A 22,355-nucleotide genomic window follows, 5' to 3' on the forward strand; every position below is an offset into this window, starting at 1 on the left:
CTTATTGAGGAGAATATCTTCCCGTTAATTTTGTTTCAGCAATAATATGATCTTTTATAGAATTTTCAAGATCTGATTTGGTTGAACCTTTACTTAGTTCAAGCATAATATCAAGTGCATATAATTTGAAGACGTAAGTATGTTCTTTGTCAGGAGGAGCTGGACCACCATAACCAATTTCTCCAAAGTCAGTTTTTCCTTCAATGGAATTTTCAGGTATAGAGTTTTCGTCAATTTTTTTGATATCGCTAGGAATATTCCATAAGACCCAGTGTACCCAAACTTTTCCAACTGCTCCCATCGCATCAGGATCATCCATAATTAAAGCCAGAGATTTAGTTGATTCTGGAACGTCACTAATAATTAAGGAGGGGCTAACATTTCCATTTTTGTAACCAAATTTTTTTGGTATTGTTTCACCATTTTTAAAAGATGAGCTTTCTAATTTCATATTTTTAATGAGTTTAAAGCTTCAAGTTAAATTTTTCTAAGATTCTAAAATTATTTTATCGTTAGAAAAAGACAGTATTGAACCTCCAACATGTTTAATTTGCTTTTTTAGTTCTTTATCCATTGTACCAATAATAGATTTTTTGGATTTTGTAAATTCTATTAATTCTTTATCTGCAAAGGAACCTGATAGTGGAATTGTTTTAAAATTTTTGATAAAATCTAATGTTTTTTCAATATCATATTTTTTTTCAGGAATTTTTTGTAATTTCAATAGTTCCGTTTTTACAACTTCAGGAACAACAAAAGAAATAATACCTATTTCCACATCAAGGTTATCAATATTTTTTATTCTTCTAGTAGCAAGATTAATGAGAAAACTAGTATCACAGATAACTTCAACCAACTATTCCTGCACCAATTAGTCTCCATCGTTCATCAATTCTTCTACTTAGTGCAACATTTCCACCTTCAAAAATGCATGCAGGTCTTCTTAATTCAATCTCTACATTTTTTGATTTCACTTTAGATACTTTACCTAATAATGGAGCAGTACCAATGTTTACTCTTAGTAGCTCACCTGGTTGTATTGGTTGAACTTTAATATCTTCAGTAGTTCCTACTGCTGAATCAAACAATGTCACATCTAGTTTCAACTGTGTAGAATTTTCAGGTAGTGTTCCGGGTTTTCCAATAACTGAGCCAATGAATGAATCACTACGAGTCATTGAAGGATCTAGTTTAGTACCAATAGCAACCAATCCACCAGGTTTTACTGATTCAACAATTCCTGCAGCAGTTCCCAAAGAAGTAATTTCTGTAATTAATGGTTCATAGATTTTTTTCTTTTCATTTAAGATTCCAGGCTTGATTTCAATTTCATCACCTATGTTAAAAACACCTTGAGTTAAGCTGCCGCCAATAACACCTCCTTTGATATTTTTTAATTTAGTTCCTGGTTTGTTAACATCAAATGAACGTAAAACATGCATGACTGTATCTTGTTTCTCATCTCTTTCAGGAGTTTTGATATTAGATTCTATTGAACCAATTAATGCATCAATGTTTAAGCCAGATTGAGCGGAGATTGGAATGATTGGTGCTTTTGCAGCATGAGTTCCTTTGACAAATTTTGTAATATCTTGATAATTTGTAAGTGCTTCTTTGTAAGACAACAGATCAACTTTATTTTGAACAACTACAATTTGTTGAATTCCAAGTGTTTGTAATGCTAGAAGATGTTCTTTTGTTTGGGGTTTTGGAACTTTTTCGTTTGCTGCAACCAATAATAATGCACCATCCATTAATGCAGAACCAGATAACATGTTTGCCATCAAACTTTCGTGTCCTGGACTATCAACAAAGCTAACAACTCGAGATAATTCACTTTCTCCTCCACAATTGTTACATTTTGGTGTTGTAGAATATCCTAATGGTTCTTCACAGTTTTTACATTTGTAAAATGCTGCATCAGAATAACCAACTCTAATTGTAATTCCACGTTTTAGTTCTTGACTATGAACACTTGTCCACGAACCAGTTAATGCTTGGATGAGAGTAGTTTTTCCATGATCTACATGACCTGCGGTTCCAATGTTAACACATGGTTGATATCCATATTTTTCAATATACCAATCAGGAAGTGTATCTCTCCAATGCATGAGTCAAAATGTAGAATCGGTATATGTTAAGTTATTCTTTTTTATCTTCAGATTTTTCTTCTGTAGACTCTGCTGCATCTTCTGCAGGAGTTTCAACAGGTAATTCACCATCAAATTTACAATTAATTTGATAAATTTCTTCAGAGATAGTATTTCCGCGCATTAATTTTCTTACTCTTTGTCCTTTCTCTGCATCTTGCAAACCTACACCTTTAGAAAGTAGAACATATTTTCTTGCAGCCCCATGAATGTCGTTTCTCATTGGAACACCAGATTTGTCACTGCCTCCAGTAAGTTTTAGTTTTCCATTTAGACCAACAACAGAAGCATCAGTTTCATGTCCTAATTCAAGACCCAAAAGTGGATTGGCATCGCTATCTTTGAGTTCTTTTGACATTGATTTTCCTTTAATGTCGGAAATGGTTATCTTGAAGTTTGCCAAGTATTCGAAAAAAATCTAAAACGACTAATTAACCTTTGGACATTATTTTTAAATTAATAATAACAAAGATGTGCATGGCTGAAGATATACGATGTCCTAAATGCGATAATAAGATGGTGGACATGCAAGCCTGTCACATGTTTTGCCCAAATTGTGGATCACATCTAGATTGCTCAGATAAAGGAAATTTTTGGTAGATTACAGTCCAGGTCTATCAGGAATATATTCAGAAGACATGTTAATTGCTTGATCTTTCATGATTTCAAGATATGTATCATAATCTGCTTCAAAATTACAATGAGGGCATTTTACATTTGTTACATTATCATCCAAAACTGCAACTTTTTCACATTCAGGACATCTTGCATCCATATACCAACTTGTGAATCAAGATATTTAATTATAATTAATGAAGATGGTTCAAGCGGAGTTAGTTTAGTCCGGTATGACGTCAGCTTCCCAAGCTGAAGGCCGCGGGTTCAAATCCCGCACTCCGCATCATAATTCACGAATTGCTTGTTCGATAATTCCTCTATCAGGAGCCTTTGGAAAATATTTCAGATAATTTTTGAGATCATCTTTTGCATCATTGTTCTTGTTTTGTTGTTCTCTAAGATAAGCACGATTTTTGTAAATTTTTGCAGAACGTTTGGGATTAATTTCAATTGCTTTTGTGTAACAATCTTCTGCCTTTTCAAAATCATTTGTTTTAAGATAAAAATTCCCAAGGCCATTATAGGTCAAATAAGAACGATTATTGAGTTCTAAACATTGTTCATAAAAATTAATGCATTCAGAAGATTTTTGTTCATTCATCACAGTACCTAAAAGATGAAGTGCAGTTGAATTTTTTGGATTCAATTCTATTGCTTGCTTCAATAAATTAACTGCTTCAGAGTGATTTTTAAGAATACTTTGTCTTTCAGATTCAAAGCATAGTCGATTTGATTTGTTAAAAGAATCATTTTCAAGTGTGATAGAAGATGCAACATCTTCAGGTGCAAGTATTATCAGTAATTTGCCTTCTTCAGACCACTCTTTTTCAAATATTTCTTCAGGAATTGCACCTTCTTGCATTTCACCTTCTTTATTTCCTGTTTGAATATAATGCAGAATTGTTTTTTCTTCATCATTGTAACCTGTAATAATTGAGGCATGTTGAGTAACTTCAGGGATTCCTGGAAGAATTACTATTGGAGGAATTCCTGAATCAATAATTTTTTTTAATTCATTCAAAGAGGAATGTACGATTTTGCACACTAATCCATGTCTTTCTGCAGATTCGATACCTTCAATGAGTATACTTCCGTTAAATCCTGCATATTTTTTTGCAGTTTCCACAGCTTCAGCCATAGGTAAATCAATATTCCAATATTTTGAAACCACATTAACGGGTAATGGAAGACAAATATTTTCTTCCTCAACTAATGGTAAAAGTAATTCATGATCCTCTTGTTCCATGATTTAAGTAATTTTTCCAGAGTAATTAAAATGATTCAGAGCATACAGAATTTTTCAATCATATTGTTTCCATCCAAACTCATTTCTGGATGAAATTGGGTTCCAAAAATGGGCTTGTTCACATGCTTAACAATTTCATATTTGCAATTAACAGATTCACCAATAGAGATCAAATCAGAGGGCAATTTAGATATCTCAAAATTATGACTTTCAAAAACCAATAAAAAATTATTTTTAATTAGATTATTTTCAAAAACCTTTACAGTTTCATTCCCTTTTTGAAGGGAAAAACTTTTTTTGATTGTGCCTCCCAAAGTAAGGGCTAAAATTTCAGCACCATAACAAATACCAAGTAATTTAGAATTATTTTTAATAGAATATTTTACAATTTTTGAATTTATTTCATTAATTTTTTTTTCATTCTTTCTTCTACCAGATAAAATAAAAGAATCATAATCAGATAATGAATCAATATCTAAATTGTTTGGAGTTTGAATTTCAAATGAAATATTTTTTTCAGTAAGAAAATTAGTTAGGTTTTTTGTGTAAACAGATCCATTATCTACAACTAAGAGCAATTAGTTGCCTACCTCAATTGAGACATAGTGAATCTCAGATATACCATCTTTGACAAATATTGTTCCAATGTTGAGGTTATTCTCTTCTTGCCACATGAATACCCTATCACTTCTTGGCTGTACAAAGTCATCAATGAATTGTGATAGGAACTCTACAGTGTCCTCACGATCATTTTCAGTAAAGAAGAATAATTCTCCTTCATTAAATGATAATGGAATTTGTATTGATGTGGGTTCTGATACGGTAATGTCATTTTCTTCAAAGACTTTTTTGATAATTTCTATTCTATCATCTCTGTCTAATTCAACATAATCTTCATCAGCAACAGTAATTGAACCCGCAACACCTGACACTTTCTTCAAATAGGCTTCAAATGCTTTTTCTTGAGTATCACCTAGTCCTACAAAATATTCTCCATTGAATGCTGCACCTACAGCTGCAATTGTTCCTAATTGTGCAACTACACCTCCAGCACCAGCAGTATAAACAGGAATAAAGTAAACATCATGCACACCTACACGATATAAAATATTATCACCAATTCTTGGATTTCTCAATAATGTCTTTAATTGAGCAAATTCAGGATCTCTATCAAGTGCTTCTCTAACAGCAGTTGGACCAATTAATTTGGTTGTAGAATTGAGAGGAACTTCATAAAATTGTAAATTACCTAAATTAGTAAGATCATTTTCAACTACCATATATCCTGCAAGATTTCTTCCTTGAGAACCTCTCAGTTCTAATGATAGTAATCCTAGGAATTCAGTTTGATCAAATCCTGGAGGTTTTGCTTCAACATAATAGGTATCAAGACCACGAGGAATTTCATAGAATTCATTTGCTTGAATGAATGTTTCAACATTTGTCACATGATAAACATTGTACATTTCAGTTTTCCAATTAAATAATTCAACAGGATACCTAATTTGTTCTTCTAGCCATGCAGGCATTGGTTGGAATTGTTCCTCATACTGACTAGCAAACATTTCTGTAAAGAAATCATCTCCAGTCTTTAGTAATTGAATATCACCATCGTATGAATCAACAAGGGCGTATCCAACTAGACGCAAGTATGGATTTCCAACAGACCAAGGAACATCTCTTGTATCAAATCCAATGATTAGTGGAATTAACCAATAGGAGTTTTCACCATCGGTAACCGGAAGTGAATCTAATTCTTTTCCAAATAGGTCATATAGGAAATAAGGATACAAGGTTTGCATTCTATCATGTACATCTTTGTATCTCATTATGTGAACAGATTCTCCTGGAAATGAGAGCAAAAAGTTTGGCTCAAATATCCAACTCAAAGGAGGCGAAACGTCTAATCCTCCCAATCCAGAATAGGATACACCGCCAAGTTCTGCACTTTCAGAACCTCTGGAATTTGGATAAGCAGACCATGTTTGCTCAAATAAACCGCCTTCACCATAGTAAATTTCTCTTTGTTTGAAAAATTGGTCACTTTCAACAATTTGTCCATCTGTAGCTTCCAAAGTAAGGAATCCTTCTGGAACATGTGTGTATACAAGGTGTTCGTTATACCATCTATTTTCAAGACTAACAGATGTTGGAAGAATTGGTTTCATTGAGGCAGTCCAATACAAAGTGTTGTTAAATCTCAAAATATCATTATCTTCAAAATCCACATAAGGAATCAAACCAATTTCAGGCTTTAATTTAGCAAAAGCTGCTTCCCAGTCCCAAACACGAATTACATCTAAAACATCACTATTTTGAGAAACATAGTTTTTGATATTGTTTGGAGAAACAGAGGTTAATTGAACATCATGAGTATTTTCTTGGACATTATTTAGTTCACCTAGGTATCTATTTACTCCAATTTGTTGAGCAGTATATGGTCCCAAAAATTCAATCTTTTTTGCATCTGCAATGCTGTTATTGACAGAAACAACTCCTGCTATAATTATTGCAATTGTAATTATTGTAAGTATTCTAATGTATACATCTCTCTTAAACATATGAGTTAGAACACGTGCCCTAATTCGATCAACTACTGAAAATGCAATTAATGCAGAACCAATTACAAGTGTGCCACCAATTACATATCTTGTGTTATAATCAATTTGATCAGTAAAAAATAAGTTAAATCCTGCCCAAAGTATTCCAATTCCAATTATTCCTTCAATAGTTGAAACATAGTTTAGGTATCGTGGTTTGCCGTCATTAGAGTCTTGAAGGAATGAAGTGATTACATGGATTATTCTGTGTAACCCAACATACAAAACCAAACGTAATCCAATTGCTGCAAGAATTGGAGGAATCAGAATTACTAATGCAGGCACCATTGGAACTACATTTTCTGCAGCATAGTTTGGATCAGTTTCAGGAGTGACAAATGGTAATGAAAATAATTTTGGCAGATTTTCTATTCCAAGATAATTACCATCAATAAAGGACATTGCAGCAAATCCAAACATAATATTTGCAAAGAATGCACCAAAGAGGAAGATTTTGGTAATTTGCCAGATGACAAATTGAGCTGAACTTAATTTGTAATCTCTAAAACTTGGTACTACATTGGATATTGGTTGTTGTCCACTTTTGCCTAAAAATCCAATTGCAGTATTAATTGCATACCAGAAAATAGAAGAACGTCCTGAAATATTTACACGAACTAATGCAATGGCAGATAGAATAATGGTAGAAACAAGCGTGTAATAGAGAGGCTTGGTAAATTGATCGCCAAATTCTGTGAAATTCATCGATAAAATGACTGCTTGATTTCCTACAATTGCAAAAATAACAATACCAATGATTGCAATAATGCCTAATCTGATGTATTTTCCAGCATCAGTAGGAGGAGTCTGCTTATCAGTAGAGGCGCTATACAAAATCAAGTTGAGTTAGGATTTGGTAAATTAATGTCTTACCAGCAAAATTAGGCAATTGTTGCTAATTTTTTACATATCATATAGACTGCAGCAAATGTTGGAATACTTACTTTTTCGTTATTGTATGGACCAAATTTTTTATTTTTTAGTTTAAACTCAATTGGACAATTTGCTAATATTTCGACAGTATCATCACTTAGAAAAGAGGAATCTGCATATGCATCAAATTTTTCCAGGTCTTTACAATGAATTTTTGTAAGACCACTTTTACTGTTGATAGAACCAGGTAAACGAAAGATTCTATGTATATCCATTGTAACATTAGGATCAATTTTTGTTCCAATATTTTCAGAAACATCATCCAAAGTTTTTTGAAATGATGAATAACCATTTGAAAGTAATTCTGATATGATTTTTGATCTCTTTGATTTTGAACCATATACATATTTTGAGAATCTTCCTCTCCATCCAGATTCACCAAAGTCAGGGAATTGATTTCTATTTGGTTTGAATTTTTTCATCCCAAATTTTTCAGGAATTGCACCATTAAACATGATGTAATCAACAAGTTCGGATCTTTCTCGAGATCCATTTTGTTGGAATTGAGAATTATACACATAGATGTGAAACCCTTCATTGCCAGAAAAATACACTTGAATATTTTTTTTATCTATTGAAAAATCATCAGTTAAAATTTCTGATAGTTTTAAAACTTCAGTTTTTGATGAGTCAATACAATTTTTACATGGTAGAGATTTTTTTTCTAATTTTGTTGAATTGCATTTCAAACATTTTTCAGAATTCTTTGAAATTTCATTACATTCATTGCAAACAGATAATGTATGATTTGCTCTACAAGCTAAATTAAGATCCTTTGCATCAATATCAAAAATCAGATCAGCTTCCTTCCAATCTTTCTCATTCATAGGTAAATTTGGAAATGAGTAATATGCATTTGAACAATATACATCAGATGGGACATTTTGCATTAATAATAAATGCAATTCTTTGTCGTCTTTGACTGAAATATGACGGGTCATTCCAGAATTAAATTTTTGATATCCGAATTCCCTTTCAGATGTACGTTCAGGTACTCGAATTAAATCAAATTGTTCAAAATAATATTTTTTGAACGCACTTTCTAGAAATTTTATGTCAGTTTCTTTCATTATTTTTTCTTCTTTCCAAATTGTAAGGGAGTAATTATGCCATCACACTCAGATGTTGCAAAACAAAGACTTTGTGTTTTTAGTTTTTCACACGAAGGACAAGAGTATTGAGTGCCACTACCCGATGTTCCAGCTAGATGATTAAGTTGGTAAAGGGTTACACGTTCATTATAGTCTGGAGCATTTTTGAATAATGGTGCAATTTGTTGCACAGATTGTCCTTTTGAGAGAAGAAAGGTTGCCAACATGAATCTACCTGAATGTGGAAGGTTTTCGCCTTTTTCAAGTATTTCAATTGCATGTTTAATGCATGGAGGATATTCTCCAGTTGTGACGGTAAAAGTTGAGAATTTTTTTGATAACATTACAAGTTTGTTTACAGAATCTTCAAAACCAGGAATCATTGTTGGTGTTTTTGCATTTACTATTTTTGAATTGATATAAGTGCCAAGTTCTTTTCTGATTAATCTTACAGTTTCGTGAGGAGTAAGAAAGACTTGGCCATTTTCTACATGTCTGTTAACTAACTTCCATTCTCTTTCATGAAAATTAATAGAATGTTTTAGATAATCAGACACTGGAATTACAAAGTAATCATCTAGTTTTTCTATTTGAACTGAAAACAAATCATCAATTACACGAATCGCTAATTGTTTTTTTGATTCATCTGAAATATTTGCCAAGTCTTTTTCTAGATATTTTTCAGCACGTCTTGCCTCAGCAAGTGCAAATCTCTTGATTAAAGTATGCATACCGCTTAATTTTAACAAGACTATGGCAAGCAGAAATGAGAAAACCTCTCTGGGAAGTGCTGCTTCTTTTGATACCTGATCCTCAATCAGGTCAGATTTGTAGATCTTTCCATCTGCTGCAACCTGAATTCTTTCATATGCTTTAGTTATCAGTTCTTTTAGATCAGGATCAGTTCCAAATTGTTCTAAAGTGAATCCCTTGTCTTTTAGATATTGACCAGCATCTGCTAAAAAGGGATATTTTGCAATTTCATCTTGTCCAAGTGCTAGCATATTAGTAAATTACCTAGTTTACTTAAAAATCTGGTTTCAGTATATTTGATGCTAATTTAAATTATGTTTGGATGAAATTTGAAATATGCAGATTGGTTGTCATGTATCAATTTCAGGTTCCATTGACAAGGCAGTAGATAATGCAGTTGAGAGAGAATGTTCAGCATTTCAAATTTTTACTAGAAATCCAAGAGGATGGCATGCAAAGCCACTTACAAAAGAAGACATTACTAATTTTAAATCAAAATTAAAAGAAAGTAAAATTGATAGATTTGCAACCTGTGCACACATGCCATATCTTCCAAATTTAGCTACTCCCAAAGAAGACGGATTTGAAAAATCAGTAAAAACTTTGGTTGATGAAGTTGAGAGATGTGCACAGTTAGGAATTCCATATCTTGTAACCCATTTGGGAAGCCATTTAGGAACTGGTGAAGAATCTGGAATTAAGAGATTAGTCAAAGGGTTAACCCAAGCAGGTAAAACAAAAAATGATGTAATGATTCTATTAGAAAATACAGCAGGACAAAAAAATTCTGTGGGTTCAGATTTTAAACAACTAGGAGAAATATTCAAGCAGTTAAAACCTACAAAAAAATTTGGTGTTTGTTTAGATTCATGCCATGCATTTGTTTCAGGATACGATTTGAGGACTGAAAAAACAGTGAAAGAAACTTTTGCTGAATTTGATAAATATGTAGGAATAGATAACTTGAAAATTCTTCATCTAAATGATGCCAAAGGTGAAATTGGATGTAATCTTGATAGACATTATCATTTAGGAATGGGAGGGATTGGAGAAGAAGGAATTTCTGCTATTGTAAAGTATGCAAATAAAAAGAAAATACCAATAGTTTTAGAGACACCTATTGATGATGACAGAGATGACTTTGAGAACATTAGAAAAGCAAAAGAATTTGCGTAGAAATTTATTCAATGGTTTTTGTGAATAGATATGGACTATGAAACAGTAATGAAATTAGCACTTGAGCGTGGATTTTACTTTCCAAGTTGTGAGGTTTATGCAGATGCTCAAGCTGGTTTTTGGGAATATGGTCCAACAGGGGTGGGTTTAAAAAATAAATTTTTAGAATTATGGAGAAGAGAATTAATCAGAAGAGATGGAATGCTAGAGATTGATGGTTCTCAAATAATGTCAAAATCAGTGTTTGAAGCATCAGGGCATTTAGGAAATTTTGCAGATCCAATTATAAAATGTACAAAATGTAACTCAACATTTAGAGCTGATAGAACAATTGCAGAGTTAACACAAATTGAAATTCCCGAAAGTGCAGATTTGGAGGAATTTGATAATGCAATTAATCAAAATAACATAAAGTGTCCAAAGTGTAAAGGAGAATTTGATAAAACAAAGAATTTCAATATGATGTTTAAAGTAGGAATTGGTCCTGAAGAAGAAGAGGCATATCTTAGACCAGAGACATGTCAATCAATCTTTGTTGATTTTCCTAGATTATACAAAACTATGAGGGGGAAACTTCCTTTAGGGATTGCTCAGGTTGGAAAAAGTTTTAGAAACGAAATTGCGCCAAGACAAAGTCTCTTACGTTTAAGAGAATTTTATCAGGCAGAAATTGAAGTATTTTGTAACCCATCAAAACTAGATGAGATGGAAAAATTTGTAGAGATTCAAGATACGGTAATCAGAGTACAAACAGACGCTGAGCCAATTTCAATGACATGTAAGGAAGCAATAGAATCAGGAACAGTCCCGAACAAGTTTGTTGCATATTATTTAGGAATACTGACTGAGTTTTATGAGAAAACAGGAATAGATATCTCAAAGAGCAGATTTAGAAAGTTAGGAGACAAGGAAAAAGCATTCTATGCAGAAGTTGCATTTGATTTTGAAGTAGAAACGACAATCGGATGGTTAGAACTGGTTGCATGTAATTACAGATCAGACTATGACTTGTCCAGTCATGCAAACAAGAGTAAAGAGAAATTTGAAGTGATGGATAATGATGATAAAGTCTTACCACATGTTTTTGAGATTTCAATGGGAATTGATAGAAGTCTATACACAATTTTAGAGCATTCATTAAAAGATGATAAAGAACATGAAAGAGTTGTATTATCATTAAAACCATATCTCTCACCTATTCATGTAGGGATTTTATCCTTAGTAAAAAAAGACGGGTTGAAAGAAAAAACAGATGAGATTTATCTTTCCATAAAAAGAAAATTTGATGCATTTTTAGATCATTCTGGTGCAATCGGTAGAAGATATAGAAGATTAGATGAAATTGGAGCTCCGTTTGCAGTTACAGTTGATCATCAAACATTAGAAGATGACACCGTTACTATAAGAAAAAGAGATTCTATGGAACAGACAAGAATAAAAATTTCAGAAATTGATCCAATTCTTTTAGAATCAGTTGCATTCCCATAGACTAGTCTGAGTAGATGGTAATCATTTCAGAGAGTATCTTTTGTTTCACTTTAACAGTCAGGTCCTTGATTGCTTGTGCTTCTGGAATTAGTCCTTGTTCAGTTTCTAAAGTAACTGTCCAATCTCCAACAATTGGATCAATTGAAGTGATAGAGAATCTTTCTAATGCACTATCAGCACCACTATACTTTACTCTAAGTATCTGTCCATCATATTCCACACTTTGTAATCCACCTCTATTCTGTCTAGTACTATCTTGAATTGAACATTCATCAGATGCACCGATAATACATTGACCATTTGGTGCAATCACATTGAATTTGAATTCATCTTGAGAATCAGATGCATAAATCAATACGGGTTCAGACAATACTTTTCCATCAATTTTTATTGGTTGTATGGTCTTCATATCATAGGCAGACATTGAAACTGTCTTTGGATAGTTGTAAAGCACTCCTGAATCAGTAACTTTAGAAATTCCATACAAATCTACTTTAGCTTGAATATCATATGATGAGAGACCATCATTAAATGGAGTCTTCCAGTCAAATGATACTTTGGTTTGTCCGTTATCAAAGAACTGAGCTTGTTTTGATACAACTTCACCATCAACTAACAGAGATACAATACCATATGCTGGTGCTTGTTCATTTTCTATGTAGATATTTGGTCTCACTATTGAGTTGCTTGCCTGAATAGATGGAACATCTAACTCTAGAGATACATCTGGTTCTGTGATTGGTTTAACGCCCATGGTGTAATGTTTTGATTCAACTTCACTAAGTTCCTCATCAATTACATGTATCCAATAACTTACTGCTGGATCTTGCAGTAGGAAAGAAGGTATGCTTGCAGATACTTGGTATGCAGAATCAGTATAGATGAGTGGTTCAACATTCATTTTCATAGCAATGTATTCATCATCAGATTGTCCTAGTGTGATAGTTCTTAGTTCAACTCTCTTGAGTGGCGTCTTGCTATCAATAATTGCTGAAATGTTCAAGTCTTGTTCAGATACATAGAAGTATTCTGAATCAACATCGGCAATGTGTTGCGTTCCGTTCTCAATTTGGAATTTGACATCAAATATTCTAGGCACTCCAAATGAAATTTCACCTGTTTCGCCTTCTGGAATATCAGAAATTACAACAACACCATCACATGAAGGAGTGTTTATTGCAGCATTAACGGTATTTTGTACTGTGCCTTTTTCTTCAGTAACAGTAACCATCAAGAATGTTTCATTAGATGTTATTGGAATTTCATACAGATATTTGTCAACTCTGGTAATCTTGTTTAGTTCTTCATATGGCTGTTCATCAGATAGTACTGCTATGACAGTTCCAGTCTTTGTAGTATGAATTGTAACTACTGGAGGTTTTTCAGCATCACTAGAGACAAGGATCTTTGCGATATTTTCATCACATTTGTCATATGATACTTCGTTAATTGTGAGTGGAGTGCCTAAAATACCACCAAATCCACCTAAGCCTCTACCACTTGGGCCCACACCAACATTACCTCCACCTCCAGATTTACCTTCACTTGGACTAGTAGACGATGAGCTCTTTGATGCACCAAACTTTGTAAAGTGATTAGTCCACACAACAAGATCACCGCCAACATCGATTTTACATTCATTGTTTGAACCCAAACCTGCAGCAGAATCCGAAGTACATGTTTCAGTGATAAATGTAAGAGTGCCTGCAGAATTTACAAATACTGGAATAAATCCAGCGTCATTAGTAAATTCAATTCTTGCAGGTTTAGAAAGTGAAATTGACTCAGTACTAAGGCCTATCTCAAATGCTGCAATCTCAGAGTAAGAAGTAGTTGTTCTTCCAGATATTTCATCAGGTATTGATATTTCAGTGTCTCCCCAATCGAAATTACCTTTGAATACTCCTGCAGATCCAGTAGCAACAGTACCATTAGATAATCGAATATTACCTAAAGATGCTTGGGAATTATTATTTTCTACTTGATCATGAGGGACATTGAAGTTTATTATAAGATTTTCAGATCCAGATGTTGTTATTGTAGTTGATGATTTACTTCCAGTAGTAGTTAAACCTGCTGAAAAGTCAAATGTAATTGATTCTTGGACATCACTTGCTATAGTAATAGATGTAACATTTGTGGTAGATTGCATAATTACTTTTGTATTTTCTTTTGTTACATTAACTGTCTCAGTGTCAGTTGTAGTAGTAATGAACGTAGTTCCACTAGAGGAGCTAATTGTAACAGAAGTTGCAGGTGAATTTCCAGAGGTGTTATTAGATGTGTCTGTTTGTGTAGCAGTAAATGAGTAAGTACCATCAGAAAGTGTAGTTATTGTTACACTCCAATTTCCGCTACTATCAGCAGTTCCTGTTCCAATTGAATTAATACCCTCACGAACTGTAATTGATGAGCCTGGTTCAGATGTTCCTGATACGGTATATGGTGCATTATTAGTGGATATGATAAGGACTTTTGGTGGAACTACTGTAGTATCAGATGATACTGCAATTCCGGATTGAGTTTCTGCATCAACACCATCAGTACTAGTTACAGTACCAACTAGGTTGAGGGTTGGAGATATACTTGCACCAAGAGCAGGAGATACTGTTAGGGTTACAACATTATCATTTACAGATACTGAAGTGACAGTTATTCCTGATGGGCTAGTTATTGTAAAGTCAGATGTAGATACTGTTGAAGCACTTAGATCTTGTGAGAATGTTACCTTAATGGTATTTTGTGTGATTACTTCGGCAGATTCTATTGCCATTGTTATTTTAGCATTAACAGCATCAATTACAGAGATAGAATCAGAAAGCATCAAAGTTTGAGAGAATATCTTAGTAAATGGAGCAGATAGTGTAATGGAGTCAGAGAGTTGTATGGTTTGAGAGGCGGTGTTGGCAATAGTGTCAGATATTGTGATAGAGTCAGAGAGTGACTGGACAAATGTTGCTGCTGTAACTAAGGTGTCAGTGATTGTAATAGAGTCAGAGAGTTGTATGGTTTGAGAGGCGGTGTTGGCAATAGTGTCAGATACTGTGATAGAGTCAGAGAAAGTCTTGGTTATTGATGCTTCAGTTGCAAAGGTGTCAGTGATTGTAATAGAGTCAGAGAGTTGTATGGTTTGGAATGAGTTGGTTGCGACAGTGTCAGATACTGTGATAGAGTCAGAGAAAGTCTTGGTTATTGATGCTTCAGTTGCAAAGGTGTCAGTGATTGTAATAGAGTCAGAGAGTTGTATGGTTTGAGAGGCGGTGTTGGCAATAGTGTCAGATACTGTGATAGAGTCAGAGAGTGACTGGACAAATGTTGCTGCTGTAACTAAGGTGTCAGTAACTCCTACAGAGTCAGAGAGTGGTTGTGTTTGGAATGAGTTGGTTGCGACAGTGTCAGATACTGTTATTGAATCTGAAAGTGACTGGACAAATGTTGCTGCTGTAACTAAGGTGTCAGTGATTGTAATAGAGTCAGAGAGTTGTATGGTTTGAGTGGCGGTGTTGGCAATAGTGTCAGATACTGTGATAGAGTCAGAGAAAGTCTTGGTTATTGATGCTTCAGTTGCAAAGGTGTCAGTGATTGTAATAGAGTCAGAGAGTTGTATGGTTTGGAATGAGTTGGTTGCGACAGTGTCAGATACTGTGATAGAGTCAGAGAAAGTCTTGGTTATTGATGCTTCAGTTGCAAAGGTGTCAGTGATTGTAATAGAGTCAGAGAGTTGTATGGTTTGAGAGGCGGTGTTGGCAATAGTGTCAGATACTGTGATAGAGTCAGAGAGTGACTGGACAAATGTTGCTGCTGTAACTAAGGTGTCAGTAACTCCTACAGAGTCAGAGAGTGGTTGTGTTTGGAATGAGTTGGTTGCGACAGTGTCAGATACTGTTATTGAATCTGAAAGTGACTGGACAAATGTTGCTGCTGTAACTAAGGTGTCAGTGATTGTAATAGAGTCAGAGAGTTGTATGGTTTGAGAGGCGGTGTTGGCAATAGTGTCAGATACTGTGATAGAGTCAGAGAAAGTCTTGGTTATTGATGCTTCAGTTGCAAAGGTGTCAGTGATTGTAATAGAGTCAGAGAGTTGTATGGTTTGGAATGAGTTGGTTGCGACAGTGTCAGATACTGTGATAGAGTCAGAGAAAGTCTTGGTTATTGATGCTTCAGTTGCAAAGGTGTCAGTGATTGTAATAGAGTCAGAGAGTTGTATGGTTTGAGAGGCGGTGTTGGCAATAGTGTCAGATACTGTGATAGAGTCAGAGAGTGACTGGACAAATGTTGCTGCTGTAACTAAGGTGTCAGTAACTCCTACAGAGTCAGAGAGTGGTTGTGTTTGGGAAACGGTTTCGGTTACAGTATCAGATACTGTTATTGAATCTGAAAGTGTCTTGGTTATTGATGCTTCAGTTGCAAAGGTGTCAGTGATTGTAATAGAGTCAGAGAGTTGTATGGTTTGAGAGGCGGTGTTGGCAATAGTGTCAGATACTGTGATAGAGTCAGAGAGTGACTGGACAAATGTTGCTGCTGTAACTAAGGTGTCAGTAACTCCTACAGAGTCAGAGAGTGGTTGTGTTTGGGAAACGGTTTCGGTTACAGTATCAGATACTGTTATTGAATCTGAAAGTGACTGGACAAATGTTGCTGCTGTAACTAAGGTGTCAGTAACTCCTACAGAGTCAGAGAGTTGTATGGTTTGAGAGGCGGTGTTGGCAATAGTGTCAGATACTGTGATAGAGTCAGAGAGTGACTGGACAAATGTTGCTGCTGTAACTAAGGTGTCAGTAACTCCTACAGAGTCAGAGAGTGGTTGTGTTTGGGAAACGGTTTCGGTTACAGTATCAGATACTGTTATTGAATCTGAAAGTGACTGGACAAATGTTGCTGCTGTAACTAAGGTGTCAGTAACTCCTACAGAGTCAGAGAGTTGTATGGTTTGAGAGGCGGTGTTGGCAATAGTGTCAGATACTGTGATAGAGTCAGAGAGTGACTGGACAAATGTTGCTGCTGTAACTAAGGTGTCAGTAACTCCTACAGAGTCAGAGAGTGGTTGTGTTTGGGAAACGGTTTCGGTTACAGTATCAGATACTGTTATTGAATCTGAAAGTGTCTTGGTTATTGATGCTTCAGTTGCAAAGGTGTCAGTGATTGTAATAGAGTCAGAGAGTTGTATGGTTTGAGAGGCGGTGTTGGCAATAGTGTCAGATACTGTGATAGAGTCAGAGAGTGACTGGACAAATGTTGCTGCTGTAACTAAGGTGTCAGTAACTCCTACAGAGTCAGAGAGTGGTTGTGTTTGGGAAACGGTTTCGGTTACAGTATCAGATACTGTTATTGAATCTGAAAGTGACTGGACAAATGTTGCTGCTGTAACTAAGGTGTCAGTGATTGTAATAGAGTCAGAGAGTTGTATGGTTTGAGTGGCGGTGTTGGCAATAGTGTCAGATACTGTGATAGAGTCAGAGAGTGACTGGACAAATGTTGCTGCTGTAACTAAGGTGTCAGTAACTCCTACAGAGTCAGAGAGTGGTTGTGTTTGGGAAACGGTTTCGGTTACAGTATCAGATACTGTTATTGAATCTGAAAGTGTCTTGGTTATTGATGCTTCAGTTGCAAAGGTGTCAGTGATTGTAATAGAGTCAGAGAGTTGTATGGTTTGAGTGGCGGTGTTGGCAATAGTGTCAGATACTGTGATAGAGTCAGAGAGTGACTGGACAAATGTTGCTGCTGTAACTAAGGTGTCAGTAACTCCTACAGAGTCAGAGAGTGGTTGTGTTTGGGAAACGGTTTCGGTTACAGTATCAGATACTGTTATTGAATCTGAAAGTGACTGGACAAATGTTGCTGCTGTAACTAAGGTGTCAGTGATTGTAATAGAGTCAGAGAGTTGTATGGTTTGAGTGGCGGTGTTGGCAATAGTGTCAGATACTGTGATAGAGTCAGAGAGTTGTATGGTTTGAGTGGCGGTGTTGGTAATAGTGTCAGATACTGTGATAGAGTCAGAGAGTTGTATGGTTTGAGTGGCGGTGTTGGTTAGATCATCAGATACTGTGATAGAGTCAGAGAGTTGTATGGTTTGAGAGGCGGTGTTGGCAATAGTGTCAGATACTGTGATAGAGTCAGAGAGTTGTATGGTTTGAGAGGTGGTGTTGGCAATAGTGTCAGATACTGTGATAGAGTCAGAGAGTTGTATGGTTTGAGAGGCGGTGTTGGCAATAGTGTCAGATACTGTGATAGAGTCAGAGAGATATTTGAATACTTGTGATGCATAGTTTACTTCAATTGCTTTTTCAAGTGTTTTTGTACCTCCTGGTAAAGTCCAACTGTGTGTAACAGTAACGTCACCTTGATTAACAGAATATTGAGCATCATAGAAATCAGTACCTACCTGATCCATCCATGAAGTGCCTCCTAATGGTGTCGTAGGATTTTTGTTTGCAACCATTCCTGAAATCATCGCATCGCCTGCATCTACAAGAATAGCCATACTTCCATCATCACCAGCATCAGCAACGATGGCACCAACAGTATTTGCAGCATCAGATAATGCTGTGTTATCCTGTTGAACCCCACTCAAAACTATTGCACCTACAGAAATATCAGATGCAGCAGTGGTAGTGACTTGAACATCAAAAGCTTGTCCAATAGGGATATTATTTTGTTCTAGTGTGGCAGTGTAAAATCCTGATACAGCGTTTGATTGAGAATCTGAAGTAAGTGTACCAGTAACTAGTGTTGGAGTTGCTAAGGAATTGCTTGTTCCATCTGTAACAATATCTACACTAGAGATTGTAACAGTGCTTGGATCAGCGGCAACAAAAATTATCACTGCAGGGTTGATGGTATCTGCAGATATTGTAAAAGAATTGGCGGTAGTTGCAGAAGTTACAGTACCAGTAGCAATACCTACTTGAGATGCAAGAAATCCAGTTACAGGGTCATTTGCAACATACCAGGGTCTTGCTTCAACAAATACAATGTCTCCATCACTAATTTCAAGTGGGCCTAATGGGTATAATTGTGGGAATACTAGTGGAACAGAATAGGTATACTCTAGAGTTGTTCTATCATTAATCAAGTCTTTATTCCAAGTGAGAACTTTTCTATCTCCAACTGTTATGATATTTGCATCAGTATCAGATATTTCAAAGACTGAAGGTACAGTTTCTGTTATTGTGATTGTATCTTTGTCTGTAAATGACTCTATGTCAATTTTAACATTAAAGGAGTTTGGATCTGTAATTGGATCAATTTTACTTTGAGCAGTTCTGATGATGTCGTACTCTACAAATGATGCGACATCAAATGTTGTGTTAAAATTAGTATGAATTTGATATGCTTTTGCGTTTACACTAATTTGATATGTTCCTTCTATTCCTGTTGGATAAGTTGCCTCATAGAGTCCAATTTCTTTACCACTTGTAATTTCATCACCTGTTTCTAGTTCAGTTATTTCACCATTTGGACTAGTTACAGTCATGAGGATATCAGCACCGCCAATTGGATGACCTTCTGAATCCAAAACTACAATAGTAAACTCTGCATCATCACCTGGATAGTAAGTGCTCTTTGCAGTGTTAAGTGATACCAATCCCCATGCAAATTCTTCTTCAACTGTGTGAGTTTCACCATTTACGGTAAATGTTGTCTTTAGTTTGTAGAGACCAGGTGTGGTAATATCATCAGGAAGTAATGTTATAGTGAATTTACCATCTCTGTTTTTCTGAATTTCAGATTTAATGTCTACCTTGTTTCCTTTGGAATCAAAAACTTCTGTATTGATTTCGGTTTCATCATCTTGCCATTTTCCATTTTGTTTCTTGTCAAATGTATCAACATCTACAATTTTTTTTGCATTATGACTTGATTTGTCTAGTTTTACTGCTTGTGCTTTGTCATTTGCGTTTAGTTTGTTTGCAGTTGACTTGATATCATTTAGTATTGATTTTAGTTGTTTCTTTAGATCTTTGACTGATTCTTCATCGAGATTACCTGATTGTTTTAGGGATGCTGTTTGAATCTTTAGAGATTCTAGTTGTTGTTTTAGGGATTCAAGTTCTGTTTTAGTTTGTTCAACATCATTTCCATTTGCAGCATCAACACTTGGTAAGAATAATTCAATTGAAAAGATCATTCCAAGAACTGCAGCAAATGATTGCGTAGATAGTGCCGGATCATTTAATTCTGTAAGACTAGATTCTGTTTCAGTTAAGAGTATTTGTGCAGCTGATTCAATCTCTTCAATCTCAGATAGTAATGCATCATATTCATCAAAGAACTCTAACTCAAATGTTGCATCCTCAGATAGTTCGAATGTTTGTTCAGTTGAATCAAGAATTGGAGTAGAAATTATTTCTGGTTCTGAGATGGGTGTTGGTTCAGGAATCAATTCTCCAGTTGGTTCTGCAGAAATTATTTCAACTGATGTGGAGTTTGATTGTATGGCTGTGGATGTGGAGTTTTCAGAATTTGCTAGTTGTTCTGCTTCAATTTGAGCAAGAATCTCTTCTAGGCTGAGCTCAGGCACGATTTTAGCATAAGCAGCCTTTGTTTGCTCATACATTGCCAAAATTTGTTCATCTTCTAGAACATAGTCATACAAGGATACATCATCAATTTCACCTGAGAACTGATTGCTTGCTTTTGATACTTCCTTTTTAACGGTAACAGTTGCACCAATTACAATATCTTCTTCAGATGTTAGATTTTCAACAGTTGTTGTTTCTAATTTTCCATTTGTGGTAAGTGTTGGCACACCTACAACTTTTTGAGTTGCTTCTCTTGTACCATTTACAAAAATTCCTATGTTATCACCATCAAACGTTGATGATAAAAAGTTCCAGTTTTCAGTTATTACACTAGTAGATTCTACAGTAGTCCATTTTATTCCATCAAATACAGAGAACTTTGCAGTATTATCAGATAGGAAATTGTTACTAATTGTAAGGGAAAATGATTTGTCCTTGCTTACAACTGTAAATTCTGAAGAACCTGATGAATAATCTGGTTTAACCCATGCAGTTACGGTTAATCCGTCTACATCATCAGTTACAGTAGCATTTTCAATTTGAATAAAATCATCTTGTCCATTTAACTCAAGGGATGTAATTTCCGGTTCAATAGAGGTAGCATTGGTGACAATTATTCCTGTGGCTGTGGAGTTACTTTCAGATGTATCTAATTCTTCAAATTCAAAAGACAAAGATGCTTTTGGAACAACAATTTCCGGTTCAATAGAGGTAGCATTGGTGACAATTATTCCTGTGGCTGTGGAGTTTGATTGTATGGCTGTGGAGTTTGATTGTATGGCTGTGGAGTTTGATTGTATGGCTGTGGAGTTTGATTGTATGGCTGTGGAGTTTGATTGTATGGCTGTGGAGTTTGATTGTATGGCTGTGGAGTTTGATTGTATGGCTGTGGAGTTTGATTGTATGGCTTGATTGTATGGCTGTGGAGTTTGATTGTATGGCTGTGGAGTTTGATTGTATGGCTGTGGAGTTTGATTGTATGGCTGTGGAGTTTGATTGTATGGCTGTGGAGTTTGATTGTATGGCTGTGGAGTTTGATTGTATGGCTGTGGAGTTTGATTGTATGGCTGTGGAGTTTGATTGTATGGCTGTGGAGTTTGATTGTATGGCTGTGGAGTTTGATTGTATGGCTGTGGAGTTTGATTGTATGGCTGTGGAGTTTGATTGTATGGCTGTGGAGTTTGATTGTATGGCTGTGGAGTTTGATTGTATGGCTGTGGAGTTTGATTGTATGGCTGTGGAGTTTGATTGTATGGCTGTGGAGTTTGATTGTATGGCTGTGGAGTTTGATTGTATGGCTGTGGAGTTTGATTGTATGGCTGTGGAGTTTGATTGTATGGCTGTGGAGTTTGATTGTATGGCTGTGGAGTTTGATTGTATGGCTGTGGAGTTTGATTTTGTTGTTGTAGAATTTTCTAAATTAAAATTATTTTGAGAATCCTGAATTATACCATCAAAAGAAAATTCCTCACCAAAAGCAACAGGCAGTTCCCAATAATTTGTTGAAATTAAGAATGGTGTGCTTATAGTAGATAATAATATTAAAACGAATAAACTTGAACACTGAATTTGTTTAGGAAATTTAGGATTAATTTTAATTTGTTCTGATTTAATTAAGACAATTCCTGCAAGAGGAACCAACAACAATGAGATGGTAGGATTAGAGAGAATAGAAATCTCTTTTTCAAAAGATGGTGGAATGAATTGGTAGGTTTCTTCATTTAATTCAAGGGATATTATGTTATTTGGTTTGTCTTGAAAATAATTTGAAAGAACTT

General features: G+C 35.1%; 15 protein-coding genes and 1 tRNA gene. 5 read left to right on the forward strand and 11 right to left on the reverse strand.

Features of this window, described 5'->3' with window-relative positions; translation table 11 throughout:
• Nucleotide 1: 1 nt before the first annotated feature.
• The 5 genes from Nisw_RS04575 to Nisw_RS04595 form a co-directional block, all read right to left on the reverse strand.
• Entirely contained in the window at nucleotides 2-451 is a 450-nt protein-coding gene (locus Nisw_RS04575) for a YbhB/YbcL family Raf kinase inhibitor-like protein (protein WP_141976905.1), read from the reverse strand.
• A 36-nt stretch (nucleotides 452-487) separates the two neighbouring features.
• Complete coding sequence (locus Nisw_RS04580; protein WP_141976907.1) at nucleotides 488-856, reverse strand: PIN domain-containing protein; 369 nt, start codon at nucleotides 854-856, stop codon at nucleotides 488-490.
• Complete coding sequence (locus Nisw_RS04585; RefSeq protein WP_141976909.1) at nucleotides 849-2,111, reverse strand: translation initiation factor IF-2 subunit gamma; 1,263 nt, start codon at nucleotides 2,109-2,111, stop codon at nucleotides 849-851. The genes Nisw_RS04580 and Nisw_RS04585 overlap by 8 nt, the downstream gene beginning before the upstream one ends.
• A gap of 31 nt (nucleotides 2,112-2,142) precedes the next feature.
• Nucleotides 2,143-2,553, reverse strand: a complete 411-nt coding sequence (locus Nisw_RS04590) for a S6e family ribosomal protein (protein ID WP_141976911.1) — start codon at nucleotides 2,551-2,553, stop codon at nucleotides 2,143-2,145.
• Nucleotides 2,554-2,751: 198 nt separating this feature from the next.
• A complete protein-coding gene (locus Nisw_RS04595; RefSeq protein ID WP_141976913.1) occupies nucleotides 2,752-2,925 on the reverse strand; it encodes a zinc-domain-containing protein in 174 nt (57 codons plus the stop codon).
• Nucleotides 2,926-2,977: 52 nt separating this feature from the next.
• Between Nisw_RS04595 and Nisw_RS04600 the strand changes: the two genes are divergently transcribed.
• Nucleotides 2,978-3,051 (forward strand) — tRNA-Gly (locus Nisw_RS04600).
• Here the strand turns inward: Nisw_RS04600 and Nisw_RS04605 are convergent.
• Genes Nisw_RS04605 through Nisw_RS04625 form a run of 5 tightly spaced genes read right to left on the reverse strand, consistent with a single transcriptional unit; the run spans nucleotide 3,052 to nucleotide 9,642 of the window.
• Nucleotides 3,052-4,014 (reverse strand): tetratricopeptide repeat protein, encoded by a 963-nt coding sequence (locus Nisw_RS04605; RefSeq protein ID WP_141976915.1) that lies wholly within the window; start codon nucleotides 4,012-4,014, stop codon nucleotides 3,052-3,054.
• A gap of 35 nt (nucleotides 4,015-4,049) precedes the next feature.
• Nucleotides 4,050-4,592: a gamma-glutamyl-gamma-aminobutyrate hydrolase family protein gene (locus Nisw_RS04610; protein ID WP_141976917.1), complete on the reverse strand. Its 543-nt coding sequence runs from the start codon at nucleotides 4,590-4,592 to the stop codon at nucleotides 4,050-4,052.
• Nucleotides 4,593-7,448 carry a UPF0182 family protein gene (locus Nisw_RS04615; protein WP_141976919.1) on the reverse strand — a complete coding sequence of 952 codons (2,856 nt, stop codon included), beginning with the start codon at nucleotides 7,446-7,448 and terminating at the stop codon, nucleotides 4,593-4,595.
• Nucleotides 7,449-7,495: 47 nt separating this feature from the next.
• On the reverse strand, nucleotides 7,496-8,617 hold the full coding sequence (locus tag Nisw_RS04620; RefSeq protein WP_141976921.1) for a DNA primase small subunit domain-containing protein: 1,122 nt from the start codon (nucleotides 8,615-8,617) through the stop codon (nucleotides 7,496-7,498).
• Nucleotides 8,617-9,642 (reverse strand): DNA primase, encoded by a 1,026-nt coding sequence (locus tag Nisw_RS04625; protein WP_141976923.1) that lies wholly within the window; start codon nucleotides 9,640-9,642, stop codon nucleotides 8,617-8,619. The genes Nisw_RS04620 and Nisw_RS04625 overlap by 1 nt, the downstream gene beginning before the upstream one ends.
• An 85-nt stretch (nucleotides 9,643-9,727) precedes the next feature.
• Here Nisw_RS04625 and Nisw_RS04630 point away from each other — a divergent pair, with 85 nt between their 5' ends.
• Entirely contained in the window at nucleotides 9,728-10,567 is an 840-nt protein-coding gene (locus tag Nisw_RS04630) for a deoxyribonuclease IV (protein WP_141976925.1), read from the forward strand.
• 30 nt (nucleotides 10,568-10,597) lie between these two features.
• On the forward strand, nucleotides 10,598-12,055 hold the full coding sequence (glyS, locus tag Nisw_RS04635) for a glycine--tRNA ligase (protein WP_141976927.1): 1,458 nt from the start codon (nucleotides 10,598-10,600) through the stop codon (nucleotides 12,053-12,055).
• Nucleotide 12,056: 1 nt separating this feature from the next.
• On the opposite strand, the gene Nisw_RS04640 is transcribed toward glyS, so the two are convergent.
• On the reverse strand, nucleotides 12,057-21,251 hold the full coding sequence (locus tag Nisw_RS04640) for a hypothetical protein (RefSeq protein ID WP_141976929.1): 9,195 nt from the start codon (nucleotides 21,249-21,251) through the stop codon (nucleotides 12,057-12,059).
• 46 nt (nucleotides 21,252-21,297) lie between these two features.
• Here Nisw_RS04640 and Nisw_RS04645 point away from each other — a divergent pair, with 46 nt between their 5' ends.
• Nucleotides 21,298-21,489 (forward strand): hypothetical protein, encoded by a 192-nt coding sequence (locus tag Nisw_RS04645; RefSeq protein ID WP_141976931.1) that lies wholly within the window; start codon nucleotides 21,298-21,300, stop codon nucleotides 21,487-21,489.
• Nucleotides 21,473-22,012 carry a hypothetical protein gene (locus tag Nisw_RS04650; protein ID WP_141976933.1) on the forward strand — a complete coding sequence of 180 codons (540 nt, stop codon included), beginning with the start codon at nucleotides 21,473-21,475 and terminating at the stop codon, nucleotides 22,010-22,012. Before Nisw_RS04645 ends, Nisw_RS04650 begins: the two co-directional genes overlap by 17 nt.
• Nucleotides 22,013-22,355 lie beyond the last annotated feature (343 nt).

Source organism: Candidatus Nitrosopumilus sp. SW, from assembly GCF_006740685.1.
Lineage (GTDB): Archaea > Thermoproteota > Nitrososphaeria > Nitrososphaerales > Nitrosopumilaceae > Nitrosopumilus.

What these genes read in the sequence shown, in the direction of transcription:
- Nisw_RS04575 (WP_141976905.1), bottom strand. Translation starts at nt 451, where the DNA reads ATGAAATTAGAAAGCTCATCTTTTAAAAATGGTGAAACAATACCAAAA.
- Nisw_RS04585 (WP_141976909.1), bottom strand. Translation starts at nt 2,111, where the DNA reads ATGCATTGGAGAGATACACTTCCTGATTGGTATATTGAAAAATATGGA.
- Nisw_RS04595 (WP_141976913.1), bottom strand. Translation starts at nt 2,925, where the DNA reads ATGGATGCAAGATGTCCTGAATGTGAAAAAGTTGCAGTTTTGGATGAT.
- Nisw_RS04605 (WP_141976915.1), bottom strand. Translation starts at nt 4,014, where the DNA reads ATGGAACAAGAGGATCATGAATTACTTTTACCATTAGTTGAGGAAGAA.
- Nisw_RS04620 (WP_141976921.1), bottom strand. Translation starts at nt 8,617, where the DNA reads ATGAAAGAAACTGACATAAAATTTCTAGAAAGTGCGTTCAAAAAATAT.
- Nisw_RS04625 (WP_141976923.1), bottom strand. Translation starts at nt 9,642, where the DNA reads ATGCTAGCACTTGGACAAGATGAAATTGCAAAATATCCCTTTTTAGCA.
- Nisw_RS04630 (WP_141976925.1), top strand. Translation starts at nt 9,728, where the DNA reads ATGCAGATTGGTTGTCATGTATCAATTTCAGGTTCCATTGACAAGGCA.
- glyS (WP_141976927.1), top strand. Translation starts at nt 10,598, where the DNA reads ATGGACTATGAAACAGTAATGAAATTAGCACTTGAGCGTGGATTTTAC.